General features: G+C 61.2%; 21 protein-coding genes and 1 pseudogene. 13 read left to right on the top strand and 9 right to left on the bottom strand.

What is annotated here, in order from left to right:
• Positions 1-45 precede the first annotated feature (45 nt).
• The 6 genes from murC (at position 46) to lpxC (ending at position 6790) form a co-directional block, all read left to right on the top strand.
• On the top strand, positions 46-1521 hold the full coding sequence (gene murC, locus ACSBQV_RS14125; RefSeq protein WP_025301571.1) for a UDP-N-acetylmuramate--L-alanine ligase: 1476 nt from the start codon (positions 46-48) through the stop codon (positions 1519-1521).
• Positions 1514-2434 (top strand): D-alanine--D-alanine ligase, encoded by a 921-nt coding sequence (locus ACSBQV_RS14120; protein WP_033651670.1) that lies wholly within the window; start codon positions 1514-1516, stop codon positions 2432-2434. The genes murC and ACSBQV_RS14120 overlap by 8 nt, the downstream gene beginning before the upstream one ends.
• A gap of 1 nt (position 2435) precedes the next feature.
• Entirely contained in the window at positions 2436-3287 is an 852-nt protein-coding gene (gene ftsQ, locus ACSBQV_RS14115) for a cell division protein FtsQ (RefSeq protein ID WP_004932761.1), read from the top strand.
• Positions 3284-4540, top strand: coding sequence for a cell division protein FtsA (gene ftsA / locus ACSBQV_RS14110; protein ID WP_004932758.1), 1257 nt, complete (start codon positions 3284-3286; stop codon positions 4538-4540). The genes ftsQ and ftsA overlap by 4 nt, the downstream gene beginning before the upstream one ends.
• Positions 4541-4614: 74 nt before the next feature.
• Positions 4615-5769: a cell division protein FtsZ gene (gene ftsZ / locus ACSBQV_RS14105; RefSeq protein WP_004932757.1), complete on the top strand. Its 1155-nt coding sequence runs from the start codon at positions 4615-4617 to the stop codon at positions 5767-5769.
• A 103-nt stretch (positions 5770-5872) separates the two neighbouring features.
• A complete protein-coding gene (gene lpxC, locus ACSBQV_RS14100; RefSeq protein ID WP_004932754.1) occupies positions 5873-6790 on the top strand; it encodes a UDP-3-O-acyl-N-acetylglucosamine deacetylase in 918 nt (305 codons plus the stop codon).
• Between the two features lie 114 nt (positions 6791-6904).
• On the opposite strand, the gene ACSBQV_RS14095 is transcribed toward lpxC, so the two are convergent.
• Positions 6905-7420, bottom strand: a complete 516-nt coding sequence (locus tag ACSBQV_RS14095) for a DUF721 domain-containing protein (protein ID WP_004932751.1) — start codon at positions 7418-7420, stop codon at positions 6905-6907.
• Between the two features lie 26 nt (positions 7421-7446).
• Here ACSBQV_RS14095 and secM point away from each other — a divergent pair, with 26 nt between their 5' ends.
• The 3 genes from secM (at position 7447) to mutT (ending at position 11253) form a co-directional block, all read left to right on the top strand.
• Positions 7447-7977: a secA translation cis-regulator SecM gene (gene secM / locus ACSBQV_RS14090; RefSeq protein WP_033641856.1), complete on the top strand. Its 531-nt coding sequence runs from the start codon at positions 7447-7449 to the stop codon at positions 7975-7977.
• Positions 7978-8059: 82 nt separating this feature from the next.
• Positions 8060-10768, top strand: a complete 2709-nt coding sequence (gene secA / locus ACSBQV_RS14085; protein WP_042783690.1) for a preprotein translocase subunit SecA — start codon at positions 8060-8062, stop codon at positions 10766-10768.
• Positions 10769-10848: 80 nt separating this feature from the next.
• Positions 10849-11253, top strand: a complete 405-nt coding sequence (gene mutT / locus ACSBQV_RS14080) for an 8-oxo-dGTP diphosphatase MutT (RefSeq protein ID WP_033651668.1) — start codon at positions 10849-10851, stop codon at positions 11251-11253.
• Between the two features lie 39 nt (positions 11254-11292).
• On the opposite strand, the gene yacG is transcribed toward mutT, so the two are convergent.
• Both yacG and zapD read right to left on the bottom strand, forming a co-directional pair.
• Positions 11293-11484, bottom strand: a complete 192-nt coding sequence (gene yacG, locus ACSBQV_RS14075) for a DNA gyrase inhibitor YacG (protein WP_025301578.1) — start codon at positions 11482-11484, stop codon at positions 11293-11295.
• 51 nt (positions 11485-11535) lie between these two features.
• Positions 11536-12276, bottom strand: a pseudogene (gene zapD / locus ACSBQV_RS14070) (cell division protein ZapD); the annotation flags it as partial.
• Here zapD and ACSBQV_RS14065 point away from each other — a divergent pair.
• Positions 12164-12394, top strand: a complete 231-nt coding sequence (locus ACSBQV_RS14065; protein WP_434991465.1) for a hypothetical protein — start codon at positions 12164-12166, stop codon at positions 12392-12394. The pseudogene zapD and the gene ACSBQV_RS14065 sit on opposite strands and share 113 nt — an antisense overlap.
• Here the strand turns inward: ACSBQV_RS14065 and coaE are convergent.
• On the bottom strand, positions 12294-12908 hold the full coding sequence (gene coaE / locus ACSBQV_RS14060) for a dephospho-CoA kinase (protein WP_047025205.1): 615 nt from the start codon (positions 12906-12908) through the stop codon (positions 12294-12296). The two genes, ACSBQV_RS14065 and coaE, sit on opposite strands and share 101 nt — an antisense overlap.
• A 361-nt stretch (positions 12909-13269) precedes the next feature.
• On the opposite strand from coaE, the gene ACSBQV_RS14055 reads away from it, so the two are divergent.
• Positions 13270-14313: a GMP reductase gene (locus tag ACSBQV_RS14055; protein WP_015376656.1), complete on the top strand. Its 1044-nt coding sequence runs from the start codon at positions 13270-13272 to the stop codon at positions 14311-14313.
• Between the two features lie 54 nt (positions 14314-14367).
• Here the strand turns inward: ACSBQV_RS14055 and hofC are convergent, their stop codons facing one another.
• The 4 genes from hofC to nadC all read right to left on the bottom strand — a co-directional run bounded on the left by hofC (position 14368) and on the right by nadC (position 18529).
• Entirely contained in the window at positions 14368-15567 is a 1200-nt protein-coding gene (gene hofC / locus ACSBQV_RS14050; RefSeq protein ID WP_099785561.1) for a protein transport protein HofC, read from the bottom strand.
• A complete protein-coding gene (gene gspE / locus ACSBQV_RS14045) occupies positions 15564-17006 on the bottom strand; it encodes a type II secretion system protein GspE (protein WP_099785559.1) in 1443 nt (480 codons plus the stop codon). The genes hofC and gspE overlap by 4 nt, the downstream gene beginning before the upstream one ends.
• Positions 17007-17011: 5 nt before the next feature.
• The gene (gene ppdD, locus ACSBQV_RS14040) at positions 17012-17449 is read right to left on the bottom strand and encodes a prepilin peptidase-dependent pilin (RefSeq protein WP_047025208.1); all 438 of its coding nucleotides are present in this window, start codon (positions 17447-17449) and stop codon (positions 17012-17014) included.
• Positions 17450-17638: 189 nt separating this feature from the next.
• Complete coding sequence (nadC, locus tag ACSBQV_RS14035) at positions 17639-18529, bottom strand: carboxylating nicotinate-nucleotide diphosphorylase (protein ID WP_025301584.1); 891 nt, start codon at positions 18527-18529, stop codon at positions 17639-17641.
• Between the two features lie 84 nt (positions 18530-18613).
• Here nadC and ampD point away from each other — a divergent pair, with 84 nt between their 5' ends.
• Both ampD and ampE read left to right on the top strand, forming a co-directional pair.
• Positions 18614-19210 carry a 1,6-anhydro-N-acetylmuramyl-L-alanine amidase AmpD gene (gene ampD / locus ACSBQV_RS14030; protein WP_025301585.1) on the top strand — a complete coding sequence of 199 codons (597 nt, stop codon included), beginning with the start codon at positions 18614-18616 and terminating at the stop codon, positions 19208-19210.
• The gene (gene ampE / locus ACSBQV_RS14025) at positions 19210-20064 is read left to right on the top strand and encodes a beta-lactamase regulator AmpE (RefSeq protein ID WP_434991456.1); all 855 of its coding nucleotides are present in this window, start codon (positions 19210-19212) and stop codon (positions 20062-20064) included. Before ampD ends, ampE begins: the two co-directional genes overlap by 1 nt.
• A gap of 62 nt (positions 20065-20126) precedes the next feature.
• Here ampE and hemL read toward each other — a convergent pair whose 3' ends face one another.
• The gene (gene hemL, locus ACSBQV_RS14020) at positions 20127-21416 is read right to left on the bottom strand and encodes a glutamate-1-semialdehyde 2,1-aminomutase (RefSeq protein WP_015376661.1); all 1290 of its coding nucleotides are present in this window, start codon (positions 21414-21416) and stop codon (positions 20127-20129) included.
• Between the last annotated feature and the right edge of the window lie 42 nt (positions 21417-21458).

The raw sequence follows: 21458 nt of genomic DNA, 5'->3' as shown, positions 1-21458 counted from the left end.
AATGTGATGTAGGGCCGGGGTACCGGATCCGGATTAGAGAGAGTGATGAATACACAACAACTGGCGAAACTACGTACTATCGTGCCCGAGATGCGTCGCGTCCGGCACATTCACTTTGTCGGCATCGGTGGCGCCGGCATGGGTGGTATCGCCGAAGTGTTGGCAAACGAAGGGTATCAGATCAGCGGCTCCGACCTGGCGCCGAATCCGGTGACCCAGCAGTTGAGCGCGCTCGGGGCGACGATTTATTTCAATCACCGTCCGGAAAACGTGCTGGATGCGAGCGTGGTGGTGGTGTCTACCGCCATCTCCGCCGACAACCCGGAGATCGTCGCCGCCCGTGAAGCGCGCATCCCGGTGATCCGCCGCGCTGAAATGCTGGCGGAGCTGATGCGTTTTCGCCACGGCATCGCTATCGCCGGCACGCACGGCAAAACCACCACCACGGCGATGGTCTCGAGCATTTACGCCGAAGCCCGCCTGGACCCGACCTTCGTTAACGGCGGGCTGGTGAAGGCGGCGGGCACCCACGCACGACTGGGGTCCAGCCGTTATCTGATCGCGGAAGCGGATGAGAGCGATGCGTCGTTCCTGCATCTGCAGCCGATGGTGGCCGTGGTCACCAACATCGAAGCCGACCATATGGACACCTACCAGGGCGACTTCGAGAACCTGAAGCAGACGTTTATCAATTTCTTGCACAACCTGCCGTTCTACGGTCGCGCAGTGATGTGCATCGACGATCCGGTGGTGCGTGAGCTGCTGCCGCGCGTGGGTCGCCATATCACCACCTACGGCTTCAGTGAAGATGCCGACGTGCGCATCGAAGACTACCGGCAGATTGGGCCGCAGGGGCACTTTACCCTGAGCCGTCAGGACAAACCGTTGCTGACGGTGACGCTGAACGCGCCGGGCCGCCACAATGCGTTGAACGCAGCGGCGGCGGTGGCGGTAGCGACCGAAGAAGGCATCGACGACGAAGATATCCTGCGCGCGCTGGCGGGCTTCCAGGGCACCGGGCGCCGCTTCGATTTCCTCGGCGAGTTTCCGCTGGAGCCGGTCAACGGCAAAGCGGGCAGCGCGATGCTGGTGGACGATTACGGCCACCATCCGACCGAAGTGGATGCCACGCTGAAGGCGGCGCGCGCCGGTTGGCCGGACAAGCGTCTGGTGATGATCTTCCAGCCGCACCGCTACACGCGCACCCGCGATCTGTACGACGATTTCGCCAACGTGCTGTCGCAGGTGGATGTGCTGCTGATGCTCGACGTGTACGCCGCCGGCGAAGCGCCGATCCCGGGCGCGGACAGCCGCTCGCTGTGCCGCACCATCCGCAGCCGCGGCAAGCTGGATCCGATCCTGGTTTCCGATGCCGATACCGTGCCGGAAACCCTGGCGCAGCTGCTGCAGGATGAAGACCTGGTGCTGGTGCAAGGCGCCGGCAACGTGGGCAAAATCGCCCGTAAACTGGCCGAGCTGAAGCTGCAGCCGCCGAAGAAAGAGGAGGAGCACCATGGCTGATAAAGTTGCAGTTCTGCTGGGCGGCACCTCCGCTGAACGTGACGTTTCTCTGCAGTCCGGCGCCGCGGTGCTGGCCGGGTTGCGCGAAGCCGGTATCGATGCGCACGGCGTCGATACCCGCGATTTCCCGGTGACCCAGCTGAAAGAGCAGGGGTTCACCAAAGTGTTTATCGCGCTGCACGGCCGCGGCGGCGAGGACGGCACCCTGCAGGGGCTGCTGGAGTTCCTCGAGTTGCCTTATACCGGCAGCGGCGTGATGGCCTCGGCGCTGACCATGGACAAATGGCGCACCAAGATGGTGTGGCAGTCGATGGGCTTGCCGGTGGCGCCTTACGTGGCGCTGAATCGCCAGCTGTATCTCGGCGCCGAAAAAGCGGCGCTGCTGGCGCGCGTGGCGGATCTCGGTCTGCCGGTGATCGTCAAGCCGAGCCGTGAAGGCTCCAGCGTCGGCATGAGCAAGGTCACCGAAAGCGCGGCGTTGGCAGCGGCGTTGGAAGAAGCCTTCCGCCATGACGACGATGTGCTGGTGGAGAAGTGGTTGAGCGGCCCGGAATACACCGTGGCGATGCTGGGCGATCAAGTGTTGCCGTCGATCCGTATCCAGCCGGCCGGCGTGTTTTACGACTATCAGGCCAAGTACATTTCGGACGACACGCAGTACTTCTGCCCGAGCGGTTTGAGCGCCGAGCAGGAAGCCGAGATGGCGGCGTTGGCGCTGCGCGCCTACCGCGGTCTGGACTGCAGCGGCTGGGGCCGCGTCGATGTGATGCAAGACAGCGATGGCAGCTTCTATCTGCTTGAGGTGAACACCTCTCCGGGCATGACCAGTCATAGCCTGGTGCCGATGGCGGCGCGCCAGTTTGGATTAAGCTTCTCGCAGCTAGTGGCGAGAATTTTGGAGTTGGCCGACTGATATGTCGCAAGCTGCCCTGAATGCGCGCGATCGCGAGGTGGATAACGGCCCGCGCCGCAGCAATGGAACCCAGTTGGCGGGAATGATTTTCCTGCTGATGGTGTTGGGAACGGTCGTGTGGAGCGGTTGGGCGGTGCTTGGCTGGATGAAAGACGCCAGTCGCCTGCCGCTCTCAAGGCTGGTGGTGACCGGCGAACGCCATTACACCACCAACGATGATATTCGTCAGGCGATCCTGGCGCTGGGCGCGCCCGGCACCTTTATGACGCAGGATGTGGACGTCATCCAGCAGCAGATCGAACGTCTGCCGTGGATCAAGCAGGCCAGCGTGCGCAAACAATGGCCAGATGAGCTGAAGATCCATCTGGTGGAGTATGTCCCGGTGGCGCGCTGGAACGATTTGCACATGGTGGACGCCGAGGGCAAAGCGTTCAGCGTGCCGGCGGAGCGGGCGGGCAAGCAGAAGTTGCCGCTGCTCTACGGGCCGGAAGGGAGCGAGCAGGATGTGCTGGAAGGCTATCGGGCGATGAGCGCCACGTTGGCGGCCAGCAAATATACGCTGAAAATGGCGGCGATGACCGCGCGCCATTCCTGGCAGCTGGCGCTGGACAACGATGTCCGGCTTGAGCTGGGGCGCGATGACCGCAACGGGCGTTTGCAGCGGTTTATCGAGCTTTACCCGGTATTGCAGCAGCAGGGCCAGGCGGAGAGCAAGCGTGTCAGCTATGTCGATCTGCGCTACGAGTCCGGCGCTTCGGTAGGGTGGGCTCCGGTGTTGGTCGATCCGCAGGCGCTTGGCGGTCAGCAAAACAGTAATCAGCAACAGAATCAGGCACAGGCAAAACAACAATGATCAAGTCGACGGACAGAAAACTGGTAGTTGGACTGGAGATCGGTACTGCAAAAGTCTCCGCGTTGGTAGGGGAAGTTCTGCCCGATGGCATGGTCAACATTATCGGGGTGGGCAGCTGCCCGTCTCGCGGCATGGATAAGGGCGGCGTAAACGACCTGGAGTCGGTGGTGAAGTGCGTACAGCGCGCCATCGATCAGGCCGAGCTGATGGCGGACTGCCAGATCTCGTCGGTGTACCTGGCGCTGTCGGGCAAACACATCAGCTGCCAGAACGAAATCGGCATGGTGCCGATCTCGGAAGAGGAGGTGACGCAGGACGACGTGGAGAACGTGGTGCACACCGCCAAATCGGTGCGCGTGCGTGACGAACACCGCATCCTGCACGTGATTCCTCAGGAATACGCCATCGATTATCAGGAAGGCATCAAAAACCCGGTTGGGCTGTCCGGCGTGCGCATGCAGGCCAAGGTGCATCTGATTACCTGCCATAACGATATGGCGAAGAACATCGTCAAGGCCGTGGAACGTTGCGGCCTGAAAGTTGACCAACTTATTTTCGCCGGTCTGGCCGCGAGCTACGCGGTGCTGACCGAAGATGAACGCGAACTCGGCGTTTGCGTGGTGGATATCGGCGGCGGCACCATGGATATGGCGGTGTACACCGGCGGTGCGCTGCGCCACACCAAAGTGATCCCTTACGCCGGGAACGTGGTCACCAGCGATATCGCTTACGCCTTCGGCACGCCGCCGACCGACGCGGAAGCGATTAAAGTTCGACACGGTTGTGCGCTTGGGTCGATTGTTAGCAAGGATGAGAATGTAGAGGTGCCTAGCGTCGGGGGACGTCCTCCGCGCAGTCTGCAAAGACAGACGCTGGCTGAAGTCATTGAGCCACGCTACACCGAACTGTTGAATCTGGTTAACGATGAAATTTTGCAATTGCAGGAGCAACTGCGTCAGCAAGGGGTGAAGCATCATCTGGCGGCAGGTATCGTGCTGACCGGTGGCGCCGCCCAGATTGATGGCCTGGCAGCCTGTGCGCAACGGGTGTTCCACACCCAGGTACGCATCGGCCAACCCTTGAACATCACGGGTCTGACGGATTATGCGCAGGAGCCTTACTACTCGACGGCGGTAGGTCTGCTGCACTATGGAAAAGAGTCTCACCTGAGCGGTGAGACAGAAGTAGAAAAACGCGCCTCGGTGGGCAATTGGTTTAAACGCATCAATAGCTGGCTGAGAAAAGAGTTTTAATGTTTCAACAAAGAGATCATGCTGAGTAATCTTTTTATGATCTCGCAGCGACAGGCACAAAACGGAGAGAAACTATGTTTGAACCAATGGAACTAACCAATGACGCGGTGATTAAAGTCATCGGCGTCGGCGGCGGCGGTGGCAACGCCGTTGAACACATGGTGCGCGAGCGCATCGAAGGTGTTGAATTCTTCGCTGTGAACACGGACGCCCAGGCGCTCCGCAAAACGGCGGTTGGCCAAACCATCCAGATTGGTAGCGGTATTACCAAAGGTCTGGGTGCGGGCGCGAACCCGGAAGTGGGTCGCAATTCAGCGGAAGAAGACCGCGAAGCCCTGCGCGCAGCGCTGGACGGCGCAGACATGGTCTTCATCGCAGCCGGCATGGGCGGCGGCACCGGTACCGGTGCGGCGCCAGTGGTGGCTGAAGTGGCTAAAGATTTGGGTATTCTGACCGTGGCCGTGGTGACCAAGCCTTTCAACTTCGAAGGCAAAAAGCGCATGGCATTCGCGGAGCAGGGTATCGCTGAACTGTCCAAACACGTGGACTCACTGATCACCATCCCGAACGACAAGCTGTTGAAAGTTCTGGGTCGCGGCATCTCCCTGCTGGACGCGTTCGGCGCGGCCAACGACGTGCTGAAAGGCGCGGTGCAGGGTATCGCCGAGCTGATCACCCGTCCGGGCCTGATGAACGTCGACTTCGCCGACGTGCGCACCGTGATGTCCGAAATGGGCTACGCGATGATGGGTTCCGGCGTGGCTTGCGGTGAAGACCGCGCCGAAGAAGCGGCCGAAATGGCGATCTCCAGCCCACTGCTGGAAGACATCGACCTGTCCGGCGCGCGCGGCGTACTGGTCAACATCACCGCCGGCTTCGACCTGCGTCTGGATGAGTTCGAAACCGTGGGTAACACCATCCGTGCGTTCGCTTCCGACAACGCCACCGTGGTTATCGGTACCTCGCTGGATCCGGAAATGAACGACGAACTGCGCGTAACCGTGGTTGCAACCGGTATCGGTATGGACAAGCGTCCTGAAATCACTCTGGTGACCAATAAGCAGGCCAGCCAGCCGGTGATGGATCACCGTTATCAGCAGCACGGCATGTCGCCTCTGCCGCAGGAAGTGAAACCTGCCGCGAAGGTGGTCAACGACCAAGCTGCGCAGCCGAATAAAGAGCCCGACTATCTTGATATTCCAGCCTTCCTGCGTAAACAGGCAGACTAAGAATATCCTGAGAATTTGGAATCTCCGCTCTTTGTGCTAAACTGTCCCGCCAGCCATGCTGTATGCTTGGCTGGTAGGATGGATAACATTGCGAGATAAAACGATGATCAAACAAAGGACATTAAAACGTATTGTTCAGGCGACTGGCGTCGGTTTGCATACCGGCAAGAAAGTCACGCTGACAATGCGCCCAGCGCCGGCTAATACCGGGGTCATCTATCGTCGCACTGACTTGAATCCACCGGTTGATTTTCCGGCTGATGCAAAATCCGTGCGTGATACCATGCTCTGTACTTGCCTGGTGAATGAGCATGACGTGCGTATTTCGACCGTTGAGCATCTTAACGCCGCGCTGGCTGGGCTGGGCATCGACAACATCGTCATCGAAGTCGACGCCGCTGAAATCCCAATCATGGACGGCAGCGCCAGTCCGTTCGTGTTCTTGCTGCTGGATGCCGGCATCGAAGAACTGAACTCGGCGAAGAAATTCCTGCGTCTGAAAGAGACCGTACGCGTTGAAGATGGCGACAAGTGGGCCGAGCTGTCCCCGCATAACGGGTTCCGCCTGGACTTCACCATCGACTTCAACCACCCGGCCATCGACGCCAGCTCTCAGCGCTATCGTCTTGATTTCTCGGCTGAGTCGTTCGTGCGTCAAATCAGCCGCGCGCGCACCTTCGGGTTCATGCGTGATATCGAATACCTGCAGTCCCGCGGCCTGGCCTTGGGCGGCAGCTTCGACTGCGCCATCGTGGTGGACGACTACCGCGTGCTGAACGAAGACGGTCTGCGTTTCGAAGACGAATTCGTACGTCACAAAATGCTGGACGCCATCGGCGACCTGTTCATGTGCGGCCACAACATCATTGGCGCGTTCACCGCGTTCAAGTCTGGCCACGCGCTGAACAACAAACTGCTGCAGGCCGTGCTGGCCAAGCAGGAAGCGTGGGAATACGTGACCTTCCAGGACGAAGCCGAAATGCCATTGGCATTCAAGGCACCGTCTACCGTATTGGCGTAAGGTCTGCATTCCTCGCCTGCGAATAACGGCAGGCGCATCCCCTCAGAGCCTGAGAATACAGGCTCACGATGGTGTGGTGCCGGCTGTCCGGTATTTTGCAGTCCGTGTCGCTGATTACTTATCACGACTGGTTGTGTTGGTACCCTCTCCGGCCAATGCAGCCAGCCGTTCCAATATCTTGCGCAGTTTCTCTGGGCTACGGCTCGCCAATCCCCTCAGCTCTTCCGCACTCTCCAGACTCAAATGCCGCATCGGCACGGGTTTTTCCGGCGCTTTTTCGGCGTTTTGCACCTGGTTGCTGCCTTTCGCCATCAAGGCCGGATTAATCCTGATGTCGATCGACGACAATGATGGTAGAATTTGCGCTCGTAGTGCAGACAGCAAAGCGGGTTGTTCGTAGCGCAAGCGCATCATCCAACTGGCATTTGCCGTTTCGAGCACTAAAATACCCTGTCGGAAATTCGCGACGCGGCACCAGGGATGCAGGGGAGCGGGCAACAGGCCCTTCACTGCACGGTTAAGCTTGAGCAGCGCCACCGCGCGTTGCTGGACGTTATGCAGCGGTCCTTTGCTGCCGGCAGACGCGTCGTCGAACAGGACATCTAATAATTGTGGACGGCTATCGCGCATAATGGGCTCCGGCGGATTATAAACTCGTGATCGGTATTCTAAATCGTTGGCGACAATTTGGCAGACGTTATTTCTGGCCCCATCTCCTGTTAGGGATGGTTGCGGCCACGCTTGGCGCGCCTTCCAATTTGTCCGGCGCACCCGATCAGGCCGCATTGCCGAGCACATCGTCCAGCCTTAACCGGCAAAATTCGGCCAACGGCACCTTCAACAGCCTGGCCCTGCTGCAGGACGCGCATCGCCGTCCTACCTTCAGCGTAGATTATTGGCAGCAACATGCGCTGCGCACCGTCATTCGTCACCTCTCTTTCGCGCTGGCGCCGCAGGCGGTTTATGCGCGGGTGCAGGAGAGCGAAGCCGAAGCGGAACCCCCTTTGCAGGTAGCGCAACTGGCGCTGCTTTCTACTCTCAACGCGCTGCTGACGCACGAGCCGAAGCCGCCGACCATCATTCGCCACACCCACCTTGAGGTGCTGCCAACGCTGGCGCGGCACCAGACCGGCCTGTGGGTGGCGCAGGTGCAGGGCATTCGCGCCGGACCCGTCGCCCTCGTCTGATCTCGCCCTTTGGGCACAAAAACCATAAATAATAGCAAGTTGACTGCCGCGCTCGGCGGTCATGACAGAGATATCAAACATCATGTTAGTGAAATTATTAACCAAAGTTTTTGGCAGCCGTAACGATCGTACCCTGCGCCGCATGCGCAAAGTGGTTGAGCAGATCAACCGCATGGAACCGGACATGGAAAAGCTGTCCGATGACGAGTTGAAAGCGAAAACCAACGAATTCCGCGCGCGCCTGGAGAAGGGCGAATCGCTGGAAAGTCTGATCCCGGAAGCCTTCGCCGTGGTGCGTGAGGCGAGCAAGCGCGTGTTCGGCATGCGTCACTTCGACGTGCAGCTGCTGGGCGGCATGGTACTGAACGACCGCTGCATCGCCGAGATGCGCACCGGTGAAGGTAAAACCCTGACCGCGACGCTGCCGGCTTATCTGAACGCCCTGAGCGGCCGCGGCGTGCACGTCGTGACCGTCAACGACTATCTGGCGCAGCGCGACGCCGAAAACAACCGTCCGCTGTTCGAGTTCCTCGGTCTGAGCATCGGCATCAACCTGCCGGGCATGCCGGCGCCGGCCAAGCGCGAAGCTTACGCTGCCGACATCACCTACGGCACCAACAACGAGTACGGCTTCGACTACCTGCGCGACAACATGGCGTTCAGCCCGGAAGAGCGCGTGCAGCGCAAACTTCACTATGCGCTGGTGGATGAGGTGGACTCCATCCTGATCGATGAAGCGCGTACGCCGCTGATCATCTCCGGCCCGGCAGAAGACAGCTCGGAGATGTACATCAAGGTCAACAAGCTGATCCCTAAACTGATCCGCCAGGAAAAAGAAGACTCCGACACCTTCAAAGGTGAAGGGCACTTCTCGGTGGACGAGAAGGCGCGTCAGGTACACCTGACCGAACGCGGCCTGATCCTGATTGAAGAGATGCTGGTGGAAGCCGGCATCATGGATGAAGGCGAATCGCTGTACTCGCCGACCAACATCATGCTGATGCACCACGTTACCGCCGCGCTGCGCGCTCACGTGCTGTTCACCCGCGACGTGGACTACATCGTGAAAGACGGCGAAGTGATCATCGTCGATGAGCACACCGGCCGTACCATGCAGGGCCGCCGCTGGTCCGACGGTCTGCACCAGGCGGTAGAAGCCAAAGAAGGCGTGGAGATCCAGAACGAAAACCAGACGCTGGCTTCGATCACCTTCCAGAACTACTTCCGTCTGTACGAGAAGCTGGCCGGGATGACCGGTACCGCCGATACCGAAGCCTTCGAATTCAGCTCGATCTACAAGCTGGACACGATCGTGGTGCCAACCAACCGTCCGATGATCCGTAAGGATATGCCGGATCTGGTGTACATGACCGAGAAAGAGAAGATCGGCGCCATCATTGAAGACATCCGCGAGCGTACCGCCAAAGGCCAGCCGGTGCTGGTGGGGACCATCTCGATCGAGAAATCCGAAGTGGTGTCCCGAGAGCTGACCAAAGCGGGCATCGACCACAAGGTGTTGAACGCCAAATTCCACGCCATGGAAGCGGACATCGTCGCCCAGGCCGGCCAGAGCGGTGCGGTGACCATCGCCACCAACATGGCGGGCCGTGGTACCGATATCGTGCTGGGCGGCAGCTGGCAGGCCGAAGTGGCGCTGCTGGAAGAACCGACCGAAGAGCAGATCGAAGCCATCAAAGCCGCCTGGAAAGAGCGCCACGACGCGGTGCTGGCGGCGGGCGGCCTGCATATCATCGGCACCGAGCGCCATGAATCGCGCCGTATCGATAACCAGCTGCGCGGCCGTTCCGGTCGTCAGGGCGACGCCGGTTCATCCCGCTTCTACCTGTCGATGGAAGATGCCCTGATGCGTATCTTCGCCTCGGATCGCGTGTCTGGCATGATGCGTAAACTGGGCATGAAAGAAGGCGAAGCGATTGAGCACCCGTGGGTGACCAAGGCGATCGCCAACGCGCAGCGCAAAGTGGAAAGCCGCAACTTCGATATCCGTAAGCAACTGCTGGAATACGACGACGTCGCCAACGATCAGCGCCGCGCCATCTACAGCCAGCGTAACGAATTGCTGGACGTGTCCGACGTGAGCGAAACCATCGCCAGCATCCGCGAGGACGTGTTCAAGAGCACCATCGACAACTACATCACGCCGCAGTCGCTGGAAGAAGAGTGGGATATTCAGGGGCTGGAAGAGCGCCTGAAGAACGACTTCGATCTGGAGATGCCGATTGCCCAGTGGCTGGACAAAGAGCCGGAGCTGCACGAAGAGACGCTGCGCGAACGCATTCTGGAGAACGCCAAAGAGCAGTACCTGCGTAAGGAAGAAGTGGTCGGCAGCGAAATGATGCGCAACTTCGAGAAGGGCGTGATGCTGCAGACGCTGGATTCCCTGTGGAAAGAGCACCTGGCGGCGATGGACTACCTGCGTCAGGGCATCCACCTGCGCGGCTATGCGCAGAAGGATCCGAAGCAGGAGTACAAGCGCGAATCCTTCAACATGTTCGCCACCATGCTGGAATCGCTGAAATATGAAGTGATCAGCGTGCTGAGCAAGGTTCAGGTGCGGATGCCGGAAGAGGTGGAAGCGCTGGAACAGCAGCGCCGTGAAGAGGCCGAGCGCCTGGCGCAGCAGCAACAGCTTAGCCACCACGACGAGAACGCGCTGGTGACCGAAGATCCGAACGCGCCGGCGACCGCCGAGCGCAAAGTGGGCCGCAACGATCCTTGCCCATGCGGTTCCGGCAAGAAATACAAGCAGTGCCACGGCCGCCTGCAGTAATGCCGGCCGCGGTTGACCGATAATACCCGGGGGTTCAGCTTGCTGAGCCCCTGTTTTTTGGCACCCATCAGGAGGGTGAGATGAAACATCTGAATATCGCCGTGGGCATCATCCGCAATGCTCAACGGGAGATCTTTATTACGCGCCGCGCCGCTGACGCGCACATGGCCGGATTTTGGGAGTTTCCCGGCGGCAAGATCGAACCGGGTGAGACGCCGGAACAGGCGCTGAACCGCGAGCTGCGTGAAGAGACCGGTATCGAAGCCGAGCGGGCCGAACTGCTGGAGGTGGTGGAACATCGCTTCAGCGATCGCATCGTGACGCTGAATTTTTATCTGGTGGAGCATTGGGCGGGCGAGCCGTTTGGCCGTGAGGGGCAGCCGATGCGCTGGGTAAAACAGGCGGAGCTGCGTGAAGACGAGTTCCCGGAAGCCAACGCCGGCATTATCCAACTGCTGGTGGCGCAGGCTGGCGCCGCGCAATAACACTATCGGCCTGGCGTGCGCCAGGCCTTCAATCGGCGATTAGCGGTCGTCGAGTTCGCTCCAGTCCTCACTTTCCGACAGATCGCTGTTGCTCGGAATGCGCTTCTCTTCATCGGCCCACTCGCCAAGATCGATCAGCTGGCAGCGCTTGCTGCAAAACGGCCGGAACGGGCTGACTTCGCCCCAAACCACGCCGGTGCCACAGGTTGGGCATTTCACTACGGTCGTCATAACGGTTCCTTACGCCTTCTGGCGGTGCTGAGAAGGCTTGCTTTCATGAGTTCAACAACAGGCCAGTTCGAACGTCAGGCGTTCAGGCACCATGCCATGTTCGCTGTCCAACGGCAGGAAACGAATGGCATAACGCGTCTTGTGGCCGGAAATTTGCGGATAAAGCTGCGGCGCCAGATGAAGGCGCAGGCGCAGCAGGTCCGCCCCTTCGGCGTTGTCCTGGAAAAAGCCGTTCAGACTGATTTGATTGCGGAACGGCCCCGACTGACGGATCAGATCCAGCACCATGATCAGCGCCTGGTTCAGCGGATCCAGCGACTGCAGCCAGGCGGCGACGTCGGCATCGCGATCCTGCTGCGGCGCATGCATCCACATGTGCAGGGTCGGCAAATCGAAGCTGCAGCAGCCGCCGGGAATGTTCAGACGCTGGCGCACCAGGCCGATCAGCCGGTCTTCACGCAGTGCCTGACCGAGGCGCGGTGCCGCCATCAGCGCCGATGAACGCGACTTCAACTGGCCGCGCAACTGCTCGATCAGCGCCATATCCACGCCCGGCACATCGGCCCAGGCCAACAGTTTTTGCTGCTGACGCTCCAGCTCTTTGAGCAGTTCGGTGCGTACCTCGCCGCGCTCCAGTACGTCCAGCAAATCGGAGACGGTGCGGAAAAAGGTAAGGGCGATGGCGGTTTCGCTCAGGGCGCGCTGGCCGTGCAGCTGTTGCAGTAAAAACTCGATGCGCAGCCAGGTACGCATTTTTTCGTTCAGCGGGTGTTCAAAGAGAACGGTTGGGGAAACATCACTCATGCAGTTTAATCCTGTTGGGGCGCTGTTGCCGCCAGTTCAAGGTAGCGACGATGCAGTGCGGCGACCCGTGGTTCTATCCCCTGAGCGGCGCCGCTGTTGTCAATAATGTCATCCGCCACGGCGAGGCGCTGCTGGCGCGTGGCCTGGGCGGCGAGAATGCTCTGCGCTTGCTCGCGGCTGATGCCGTCGCGCGCGATGGTGCGAGCCAACTGGGTTTCGGTGTCGACGTCGATCACCAGCACCCGATCGGCGCGATCCTGCAGGCCGTTTTCCACCAGCAGCGGCACGACCCACAGCGCGTACGGGCTGGCCGCCTGCGCCAGTTGGCGTTGGGTCTCGCGGTGTATCAGCGGATGCAGCAGTTGGTTCAGCCAGGTTTTATCATCGGGGCGGCTGAAGATGCGCTGACGCAGAGCAGCGCGGTTGAGCGCGCCGTCCGGCAGCAACATTTCATTACCAAATCGCTCGGCGATCGCGGCCAGAGCAGGGGTGCCCGGCTCAACGACCTGACGGGCGATCACGTCGGCATCGACAATGGCTGCGCCGTGGCGCGCAAAGGCGTTCGCAACGGTCGTTTTGCCGCTGCCTATGCCCCCGGTCAACGCAACAATGTAGGCCATGGTGTTAGGTGCATCCGATGTTCATAAAAAATAATAGACGAATCATAAAGCGATCGCGCAGAAGTGCAAGTCGGCAGGCGGCGCTTGCGCCTCGGCCCCGTTTGGACGGCGAGAAAAAGCGCAGCGGCACGGCAGAAATGAGCGGGCAATCACACTGCGATTATGCAGGTAAATTTGTCGGATTGTAGCGTAAATAAAGGCGAATTCGCAGTCTTGTTCGGCGATTATTAGCGCGTATTATAACGTCACTGGAACTGGCATTAATCTCGCCGTCATCTTTCCGCGCCACGGGAAAGCCGTCGGGCAGAGGTTCGAATATCCTCCTTGCGATCCGTCGCCATTAACCAGGAAATCATAAGTCATGCGTATTGAAGAAGATTTGAAGTTAGGCTTTAAAGACGTGTTGATCCGCCCTAAGCGTTCCACGTTGAAAAGCCGTTCCGAGGTTGAACTGGAACGTCAGTTTACCTTCAAGCATTCAGGTTGCAGCTGGTCCGGCGTGCCGATTATCGCCGCCAACATGGACACGGTTGGCACCTTCCGCATGGCTGAGGCCCTGGCTTCTTTCGACGTTCTCACCGCCGTACACAAACATTACAGCGTCGAGCAATGGGCTGACTTCGTGCAGCGCATGCCGGAATCGGTGCTGCGCCACGTGATGGTGTCCACCGGCACCTCCGAAGCCGACTTCGCCAAAATGCAGCAGATCCTGGCCCTGTCTCCGGCGCTGAAATTCATCTGTATCGACGTGGCCAACGGCTACTCTGAACACTTCGTCGCCTTCCTGCAGAAAGCGCGCGAAGCCTGCCCGAATCACGTCATCTGCGCCGGCAACGTAGTGACCGGCGAGATGGTGGAAGAGTTGATCCTCTCCGGCGCCGACATCGTTAAAGTCGGCATCGGGCCGGGATCGGTATGCACCACCCGCGTGAAGACCGGCGTGGGCTACCCGCAGCTGTCGGCGGTGATCGAATGCGCCGATGCGGCCCACGGGCTGGGCGGCCAAATCGTCAGCGACGGCGGTTGCTCGGTGCCGGGCGATGTCGCCAAAGCCTTCGGCGGCGGCGCGGACTTCGTGATGCTGGGCGGCATGCTGGCCGGCCACGACGAGTGCGAAGGCACCGTGGTGGAAGAGAACGGCGAGAAATTCATGCTGTTCTACGGCATGAGCTCCGAGTCAGCGATGAAGCGCCACGTCGGCGGCGTGGCGGAGTATCGCGCGGCCGAAGGCAAAACTGTCAAGCTGCCGCTGCGAGGCGAGGTGGAGTTCACCGTGCGCGATATCCTCGGCGGCCTGCGTTCCGCCTGCACCTACGTCGGCGCCGAGCGTTTGAAAGAGCTGACCAAGCGCACCACCTTTATCCGCGTGGCGGAGCAGGAAAACCGCGTCTTCGGCAGCAAATAAGCCGCACCTTGCATTCGGGCGCAGCGCACCGCGGCGCCCGCTATCCTTTTACCCTTATCCCAACACGCTGCCCAGTTGAAAGATAGGCAGATACATGGCGATCACCAAAGCGCCGACAATCCCACCTACCACCAGCATCAGCAGCGGCTCCAGCGTTTGCGCCAGCGTATCGGCCAGCTCGTGCGTCTGCCGTTCATACCACTGCGCCAATTTATCCAGCAAGGCGTCCAGTGAACCGGACTCTTCGCCCACCCGCACCAGCTGCCGGCACAGCGGCGGAAACAGCGGTTGCAGACCCAGGGCATGATGAAAGGCTTCGCCTTCGGCGATCTGCCGTTGCACCTGCTCCAGCGCCTGTTTGTACAGCAGATGGTCAGCCGCCAGCGCCGCCGCGTTCAACCCTTCCACCAGCGTCAGCCCGGCGCGTTGGGTCATGGTCAGGATGTGAAATGTTTGGCTCAGCGCGCCGCCGCTCACCAGCCGGGCGATCAGCGGCAGGCGCAGCAAGAGTGCCTGTTCACGTCTGCGCCACGGCGGGCGCGGGTGCAGCCAGCGGCCATAGCCGAACAGCGACGCGCCCAGCAGCAGCGCCAGATAGGGGCCGGTGGCGATCAACTGCGCAGACAACGCCAGCAACCCTTGGGTAAACCAGGGCAGCGGCGCATCGAACGATTGATAAACCTTGGCGAATTCCGGCAGCACCATCACCAGCATCAACACGCTGACCATCAGCGCCACCGCGCAGATGAAGAGGGGATAACGCAGCGCTTTGGTCACCTTGCGGCGCAGCAGCAACTGGGCCTCCTGTTGTTGCGCCAGCTGCAGGCAGCAGCGATCGAGGTTGCCGGTCAGTTCACCGATGGCGATCAGCTGGCGATAGATCAGGGGAAAAATCCCCGGTTGTTCGGCGAGGGTTTCGGAAAGCGGTTGCCCTTCGCGCACCTGGTCGGCCAGCTGGCGCAACAGGCAGCGCCAGGCTGCCGAAGGATGCTCTGCTGCCAGCAACTGCAGCGCATTGACCAGCGGCAACCCCGCCTGCAGCAGAGTGGCGAGCTGGCGGGTGAAGTGGATTAACGGTTCTCCACGCCATTGGCCGGGCGTAACGCGTTTGCCGTGCCCGATTCGGCACGGTTGCAGGCCTTGTTCGATCAGCAACCGGCTCACCTGCCGTTTTTCCTCGCTCATCAGTTCGCCGCGGCGTAAGGCGCCCTGTGCGTCGAAAGCCTGCCAAAGAAACAGCCGGCGCGCTTTCATGGCGCGGCTATGCCAGGCTGGACGACGTCGATCACGCGGTACAGTTCTTCCAGCGAGGTCGTGCCTTCGGCGGCCAGCGCCAGGCCCGCTTGCAGCAGCGAAAGCTGCCCCTGTTCGCGGGCGATATCCGCCAGCAGACTGGGAGCGGCGTTCGCCAGCAATGCCGCCTGTATTTCCGGCGTAATGGTCAACAGTTCATACACGCCGATGCGCCCATAGTAACCGCCGAAGCAATGCTCGCAGCCATCGGCGCGCCAGACAGTGAGCGGTTCCGGCCAGATCGCGCTGGGAAAATGCGTCGGCTGGCTGTGCGGATAGCGGCAGTGGCGGCACAGTCTGCGCACCAACCGCTGCGCGACGACCAGCTTCAGGCAGCCGGCGAGCAGGTAGCCGGGGATCCCCATGTGCATCAGCCGCGTCAGGGTTTCGCCGGTGGAGTTGGTATGCAGCGTCGACAGCACCAGGTGGCCGGTTTGCGCGGCCTTGACCGCGATCTCGGCGGTTTCCGCATCGCGGATCTCGCCGACCATGATGACGTCCGGATCCTGGCGAAGCAGGGCGCGCAGCACCCGGGCGAAGCTCAGCTCGGTTTTGGCGTTGATCTGGGTCTGATTAACGCCGAACAGCGGGATCTCGACCGGATCCTCGACGCTGCACAGGTTGCTCTGCGCATCGTTCAACTGGCGCAGACCGCTGTACAGCGTCACCGTTTTGCCGCTGCCGGTCGGGCCGGTCACCAGGATCAACCCTTGCGGGCAGGCCAGCGCCGTCGCGTAGCGCGCCAGATCCGCCCGGCTCATGCCCAACTGATCCAGCGGCAGTTCTTGTTGCTCGCCCTGCTGAACGCGTAGCACCACCTTTTCGCCGTGCAGCGTCGGCAGAGTGGCGATACGCATGGCATAGCGCGCGCTGTCCAGCGTCAGGCTGAGCTGCCCGTCCTGAGGCTGACGGCGCTCGGCGATATCCAGTTGGCCGAGGATCTTCAGCCGGGCGATGAGGCGCGCGGTCAGCTGCGGCGGCGGTGAGGCGAGGGTTTGCAGTACGCCGTCGATGCGCAGACGAATGCGAAAATGCTGTCGAAAGGGCTCGAAGTGGATGTCCGAGGCGCGGCGCTGGATGGCCAGGCGCAGCGTCTGGTTGATGAATTGCACCACCGGCGCATCGCCGTCGTCGGGGTAGGCGATGTCGGTTGTGTCCTCTTCGGCCGCCAGCGGCGCCGAGAGCGGTTCGTGGCGCTGGTTAAGCGCCAGCTCCAACCTGGCCGCCGGCCATTGTTCCAGATGGATGCGTTTACCGGTGGCGAAACGCAGCGCCGCCAGCAGCCCCTGCGGCGCTTCTTCGCTGAGCGCGACCGTCAGTGTGGTCGGGTCTTCGCTCAGCGCCAGCGCCTGATAGCGCCGACACAGGGTGTGAACCTCTTCGCTGATTTGCGCGTTCATCGCCGTTACTCCGCCGCGTCGTCGAAGCGGAAGACTTCCCGGCACACCTCAACCAGCGTCGCGTTTTCACTGCTGCACAGCCGGGTCCAGCGGGTCAGCCCATCGGCGTTCGACTTGGGGGTTAACGCCACCGCCAGCCCCTGCAGCGTTTGGGCGCCGGTCAGCGTGATTACGCCTTTAACGACTTTCACCCCGCTGACGTAACGCGACGCGCCGCCTGTGGGAATGCCTTTGCTGCCGGCTTCACAGCCGGCGGGCGCGCCTTCATCCAGCACGCACAGCTCGACCGCCAGCTTATACGGCGCCATGGTTTGCAGCATGTCGGTCATCGCCGCTTTCTGGATGTAGCGCTGGTAGGCGGGAATGCCGATGGCGCTGAGGATGGCGATGATGGCGATCACCACCATCAGTTCGATCAGGCTAAAGCCGCGTTGCGTTTCCATGCGTTGTTTCCTCCATAAGGGTGTGGAAAACAACGGTAGCGGTTTGCGCAGGGGAACGGCGAGCGGGTTTTACGCGTTTCTCGGCGTACTTCCATCAGTATTGATGTCGTTTGCAGCGGAGGGAAAAACGGTGCGAGGGGCTTCGCAAATCTGCGGTAACGCCCCCGGCGGCGGCCGGGGGCGAGGGGATCATTTGAAGCGCATCGACAGATCGAGCGCGGTCACATGTTTGGTCAGCGCGCCGACCGAAATGTAATCCACGCCGGTCTCGGCGAAGGTGCGCAGCGTCTCGCTGGTGACGTTGCCGGACACCTCCAGCTGGGCGCGGCCCTGGGTTTGGGCGACCGCCTGACGCATCATCTCGACGCTGAAGTTGTCCAGCATGATGATGTCGGCACCGGCGTCCAGCGCCTGCTGCAGCTCATCGAGCGATTCGACTTCCACTTCCACCGGCACGTCGGCGTGCAGCCAGAAGGCTTTTTCCACCGCGTTTTTGATCGAGCCGGAGGCGATGATGTGGTTTTCCTTGATCAGGAAGGCATCGGACAGCCCCAGCCGGTGGTTGCTGCCGCCCCCGCACAGCACGGCGTATTTCAGCGCGGTGCGCAGGCCGGGCAAGGTCTTGCGGGTATCGAGCAGGCGAGTCTGGGTGCCTTCCAGCAGAGCCACGTAGCGGCTGACCTCGGTCGCCACGCCGGAGAGCATCTGCACGAAGTTCAGCGCGGTGCGCTCGCCGGTCAACAGCACCCGCGCAGGGCCACGCAGCCGGCAAAGCGGTTGGTTCGGTATCAGACGGTCGCCGTCTGCCACCAGCCACTCCACCTGCACCTGGTTGCCCAACTGAATAAAGACTTCGTTCAGCCAGCGGCGGCCGCAGAACACGCCGGCTTCGCGAGTAATGACGGTGGCTTCGGCCTGCTTGTCCGCCGGTAACAATTGCGCGGTAATATCGCGCCCGGCGTCAACTTCACCTCCCAGGTCTTCGCGCAGCGCCTGGGCGACGGAATAGGGAATATCACTTTCAATACGTTCAAGAAGCTCGGTGCGGCGACGGTCGGCACTGTAGCGGCGTGTCGGCATGGAAAACTCCGAAATGGACGGTTAGTTCGTAGGGGAACATGCTACTCTGTTGCAGGAATAAGTACCACCGCAGAGAGGTGTCTGATGCAGTTGGAAAATGGCTGGATTGTCGGGGTGACGCGAGTGGTTTCGCCGCACTGCGATCGGCGCCCGGATGACGAGCCGCCCTCGCTGCTGGTCATCCATAACATCAGCCTGCCGCCCGGCGAATTCGGTGGCCCCTATATCGACCAGCTGTTCACCGGCACGCTCGATCCCGCGCAGCACCCTTATTTCGCCGAGATCCATCAGCTGCGAGTGTCTGCGCACTGCCTGATCCGCCGCGATGGGGAGATCGTGCAGTATGTGCCCTTCGACCAGCGCGCGTGGCACGCGGGCGTTTCTCTGTATCAGGGGCGCGAACGGTGCAACGATTTCTCCATCGGCATCGAGCTGGAAGGCACTGACCAGTTAGCCTACACCGAGGCGCAATATCGCACGCTGCAGGCGGTCACCGCGCTGCTGGCCGAACATTATCCGCCGTTGGCGGCGCATATCGCCGGGCATTGCGATATCGCCCCCGGCCGCAAAACCGATCCCGGGCCGGCGTTCGATTGGGATCGCTATCTGGCATCTCTGGAACAACGCGGCGCGCCCGCCGACGCTATGCTTGAGACAAGAAAAAGGGAGAGGAATCGCTAATGACGCTGTTTACGCTGTTGCTGGTTTTGGCCTGGGAGCGCCTGTTCAAGCTGGGCGAACACTGGCAGCTGGATCATCGCCTCGAAGTGGTATTTCAGCGGCTGCATCGGGTTTCGCTGGCGCAGACGCTGGCGATGACCGCCGCCTGGATGGTGATCGTCTGGGGCGTTCTGTGGTTGTCGCACGGGTTATTCTTCGGCGTGGTGACGCTGCTGATGTGGATTGTCATCGATCTGCTGTGCGTCGGTGCCGGCATCAAGCGCAAACACTATCGCGCCTACCTGAAAGCGGCGCGGCAGGGGGATACCCATGCCAGCGATCAGATGGCGGAAGAGCTGGCGTTGATCCACGGTTTGCCGGTGGACTGCAGTGAGGAGCTGCGCCTGCGCGAGCTGCAAAACGCGCTGCTGTGGATCAACTTCCGTTATTACCTGGCGCCGCTGTTCTGGTTCGTGGTCTTTGGGCCGTACGGGCCGATCGCGCTGGCGGGATATGCCTTCCTGCGCGCCTATCAAACCTGGCTGGCGCGCCACAATACGCCGCTGGAGCGTTCGCAGTCGGGCATCGATCATCTGCTGAACTGGCTGGACTGGATCCCGGTGCGTTTGGCCGGGGTGGCCTATGCGTTGTTCGGCCACGGCGAGCGCGCGTTGCCGGCCTGGTTCGCCTCACTCGGGGATCGGCATTCGTCGTCGTATCAGGTGTTGACGCGGCTGGCGCAGTTCTCGCTGGCGCGCGATCCGCATATGGACCTGGTGCAAACGCCGCGGGCGGCGGTGACGCTGGCGCGCAAGGTGACGATGATCATCGTGGTGGTGGTGGCGCTGTTGACCATTTACGGCACGCTGCTGTAAACCGCCGTGAAAAACAAAACGGGCGCCTCGGCGCCCGTTTCTTTTTGGCCATCCGGCCGGGATTACAGCTTGGCGAAGCAGCGACGCGCGGCGTCGATGGTGCGCTGGATGTCTTCCTTGCTGTGCGCCACGGACATGAAGCCCGCTTCGAAGGCGGACGGCGCGAGATACACCCCCTCTTCCAGCATCAGGTGGAAGAAGCGCTTGAAGCGTTCCACGTCGCATTGCATCACGTCCTGGTAGCAGGTGACCGCCGGCGCGTCGGTGAAGAACAGGCCGAACATGCCGCCGACGTTGTTGACCACCAACGGAATATTCTCTTCCTGCGCCGCGTGCAGCAGGCCAGCAGCCAGCATCTCGGTCAGTTCGGTCAGCGTCTGATGCACGCCGACCTGCGACACTTCGGTCAGGCAAGCGTAGCCCGCCGCCATGGCGATCGGGTTGCCGGACAGGGTGCCCGCCTGGTAGACCGGGCCGGTCGGCGCCAGCGCGTCCATCACCTCGCGACGGCCGCCGAAGGCGCCCACCGGCATGCCGCCGCCGATGATTTTGCCGAGGCAGGTCAGATCCGGCTCGACGCCGTAATAGGATTGCGCGCCGGCCAGCGCGACGCGGAAACCGGTCATCACTTCGTCGATGATCAAGAGCGCGCCGTACTTGTCGCACAGGGCGCGCAGGCCCGGCAGGAATTCCGGCAGCGGCGGCACGCAGTTCATGTTGCCGGCGACCGGCTCGACGATGATACAGGCGATCTCGGACGGGTACTGTTCGAAGGCGGCGCGCACTGAATCCAGATCGTTATAGGTGCAGGTCAGGGTGTGTTTGGCGAAGTCGGCTGGCACGCCCGGTGAGTTCGGCTGGCCGAGGGTCAGCGCGCCGGAGCCGGCTTTCACCAGCAGGCAGTCGGCGTGGCCGTGGTAGCAGCCTTCGAACTTGATGATTTTATCGCGGTTGGTGTAGCCGCGCGCCAGGCGGATGGCGCTCATGGTGGCTTCGGTGCCCGAGTTCACCATGCGCACCATATCCATCGTCGGCACCAGTTCGGTGACCAGCTGCGCCATTTTGACTTCCATCTCGGTCGGCGCGCCGAAGCTCAGGCCGCGCTGCGCCGCTTCGATCACCGCGTCGCGGATCGCCGGGTGGTTATGCCCCAGCACCATCGGCCCCCAGGAACCGACATAGTCGATATAGGCCTTGCCGTCGGCATCGAACAGGTAAGCCCCGTCTGCGCGCTCGATAAACAGCGGCACACCGCCCACGCCGGTGAATGCACGCACCGGAGAGTTTACCCCGCCGGGGATCAACTGTTGCGCCTGGGCGTACAGACTTTCGGACTTGCTGTGTAGGCTCATAAATCGGCTCCTGGATTCTCTTTTGAATGATTTGACCGCGCT

Source organism: Serratia sp. B501 (assembly GCF_051172315.1).
Taxonomy (GTDB): domain Bacteria; phylum Pseudomonadota; class Gammaproteobacteria; order Enterobacterales; family Enterobacteriaceae; genus Serratia; species Serratia ureilytica.
This window is presented reverse-complemented; position numbering and strand designations above follow the sequence as displayed.

What these genes read in the sequence shown, in the direction of transcription:
- secA (WP_042783690.1), top strand. Translation starts at nt 8,060, where the DNA reads ATGTTAGTGAAATTATTAACCAAAGTTTTTGGCAGCCGTAACGATCGT.
- ftsA (WP_004932758.1), top strand. Translation starts at nt 3,284, where the DNA reads ATGATCAAGTCGACGGACAGAAAACTGGTAGTTGGACTGGAGATCGGT.
- ACSBQV_RS14065 (WP_434991465.1), top strand. Translation starts at nt 12,164, where the DNA reads ATGGCGGTTTCGCTCAGGGCGCGCTGGCCGTGCAGCTGTTGCAGTAAA.
- ftsQ (WP_004932761.1), top strand. Translation starts at nt 2,436, where the DNA reads ATGTCGCAAGCTGCCCTGAATGCGCGCGATCGCGAGGTGGATAACGGC.
- coaE (WP_047025205.1), bottom strand. Translation starts at nt 12,908, where the DNA reads ATGGCCTACATTGTTGCGTTGACCGGGGGCATAGGCAGCGGCAAAACG.
- gspE (WP_099785559.1), bottom strand. Translation starts at nt 17,006, where the DNA reads ATGAACGCGCAAATCAGCGAAGAGGTTCACACCCTGTGTCGGCGCTAT.
- nadC (WP_025301584.1), bottom strand. Translation starts at nt 18,529, where the DNA reads ATGCCGACACGCCGCTACAGTGCCGACCGTCGCCGCACCGAGCTTCTT.
- ACSBQV_RS14055 (WP_015376656.1), top strand. Translation starts at nt 13,270, where the DNA reads ATGCGTATTGAAGAAGATTTGAAGTTAGGCTTTAAAGACGTGTTGATC.
- ACSBQV_RS14095 (WP_004932751.1), bottom strand. Translation starts at nt 7,420, where the DNA reads ATGCGCGATAGCCGTCCACAATTATTAGATGTCCTGTTCGACGACGCG.
- hofC (WP_099785561.1), bottom strand. Translation starts at nt 15,567, where the DNA reads ATGAAAGCGCGCCGGCTGTTTCTTTGGCAGGCTTTCGACGCACAGGGC.
- hemL (WP_015376661.1), bottom strand. Translation starts at nt 21,416, where the DNA reads ATGAGCCTACACAGCAAGTCCGAAAGTCTGTACGCCCAGGCGCAACAG.
- mutT (WP_033651668.1), top strand. Translation starts at nt 10,849, where the DNA reads ATGAAACATCTGAATATCGCCGTGGGCATCATCCGCAATGCTCAACGG.
- lpxC (WP_004932754.1), top strand. Translation starts at nt 5,873, where the DNA reads ATGATCAAACAAAGGACATTAAAACGTATTGTTCAGGCGACTGGCGTC.
- yacG (WP_025301578.1), bottom strand. Translation starts at nt 11,484, where the DNA reads ATGACGACCGTAGTGAAATGCCCAACCTGTGGCACCGGCGTGGTTTGG.
- ampD (WP_025301585.1), top strand. Translation starts at nt 18,614, where the DNA reads ATGCAGTTGGAAAATGGCTGGATTGTCGGGGTGACGCGAGTGGTTTCG.
- ampE (WP_434991456.1), top strand. Translation starts at nt 19,210, where the DNA reads ATGACGCTGTTTACGCTGTTGCTGGTTTTGGCCTGGGAGCGCCTGTTC.
- ftsZ (WP_004932757.1), top strand. Translation starts at nt 4,615, where the DNA reads ATGTTTGAACCAATGGAACTAACCAATGACGCGGTGATTAAAGTCATC.
- murC (WP_025301571.1), top strand. Translation starts at nt 46, where the DNA reads ATGAATACACAACAACTGGCGAAACTACGTACTATCGTGCCCGAGATG.
- ACSBQV_RS14120 (WP_033651670.1), top strand. Translation starts at nt 1,514, where the DNA reads ATGGCTGATAAAGTTGCAGTTCTGCTGGGCGGCACCTCCGCTGAACGT.
- ppdD (WP_047025208.1), bottom strand. Translation starts at nt 17,449, where the DNA reads ATGGAAACGCAACGCGGCTTTAGCCTGATCGAACTGATGGTGGTGATC.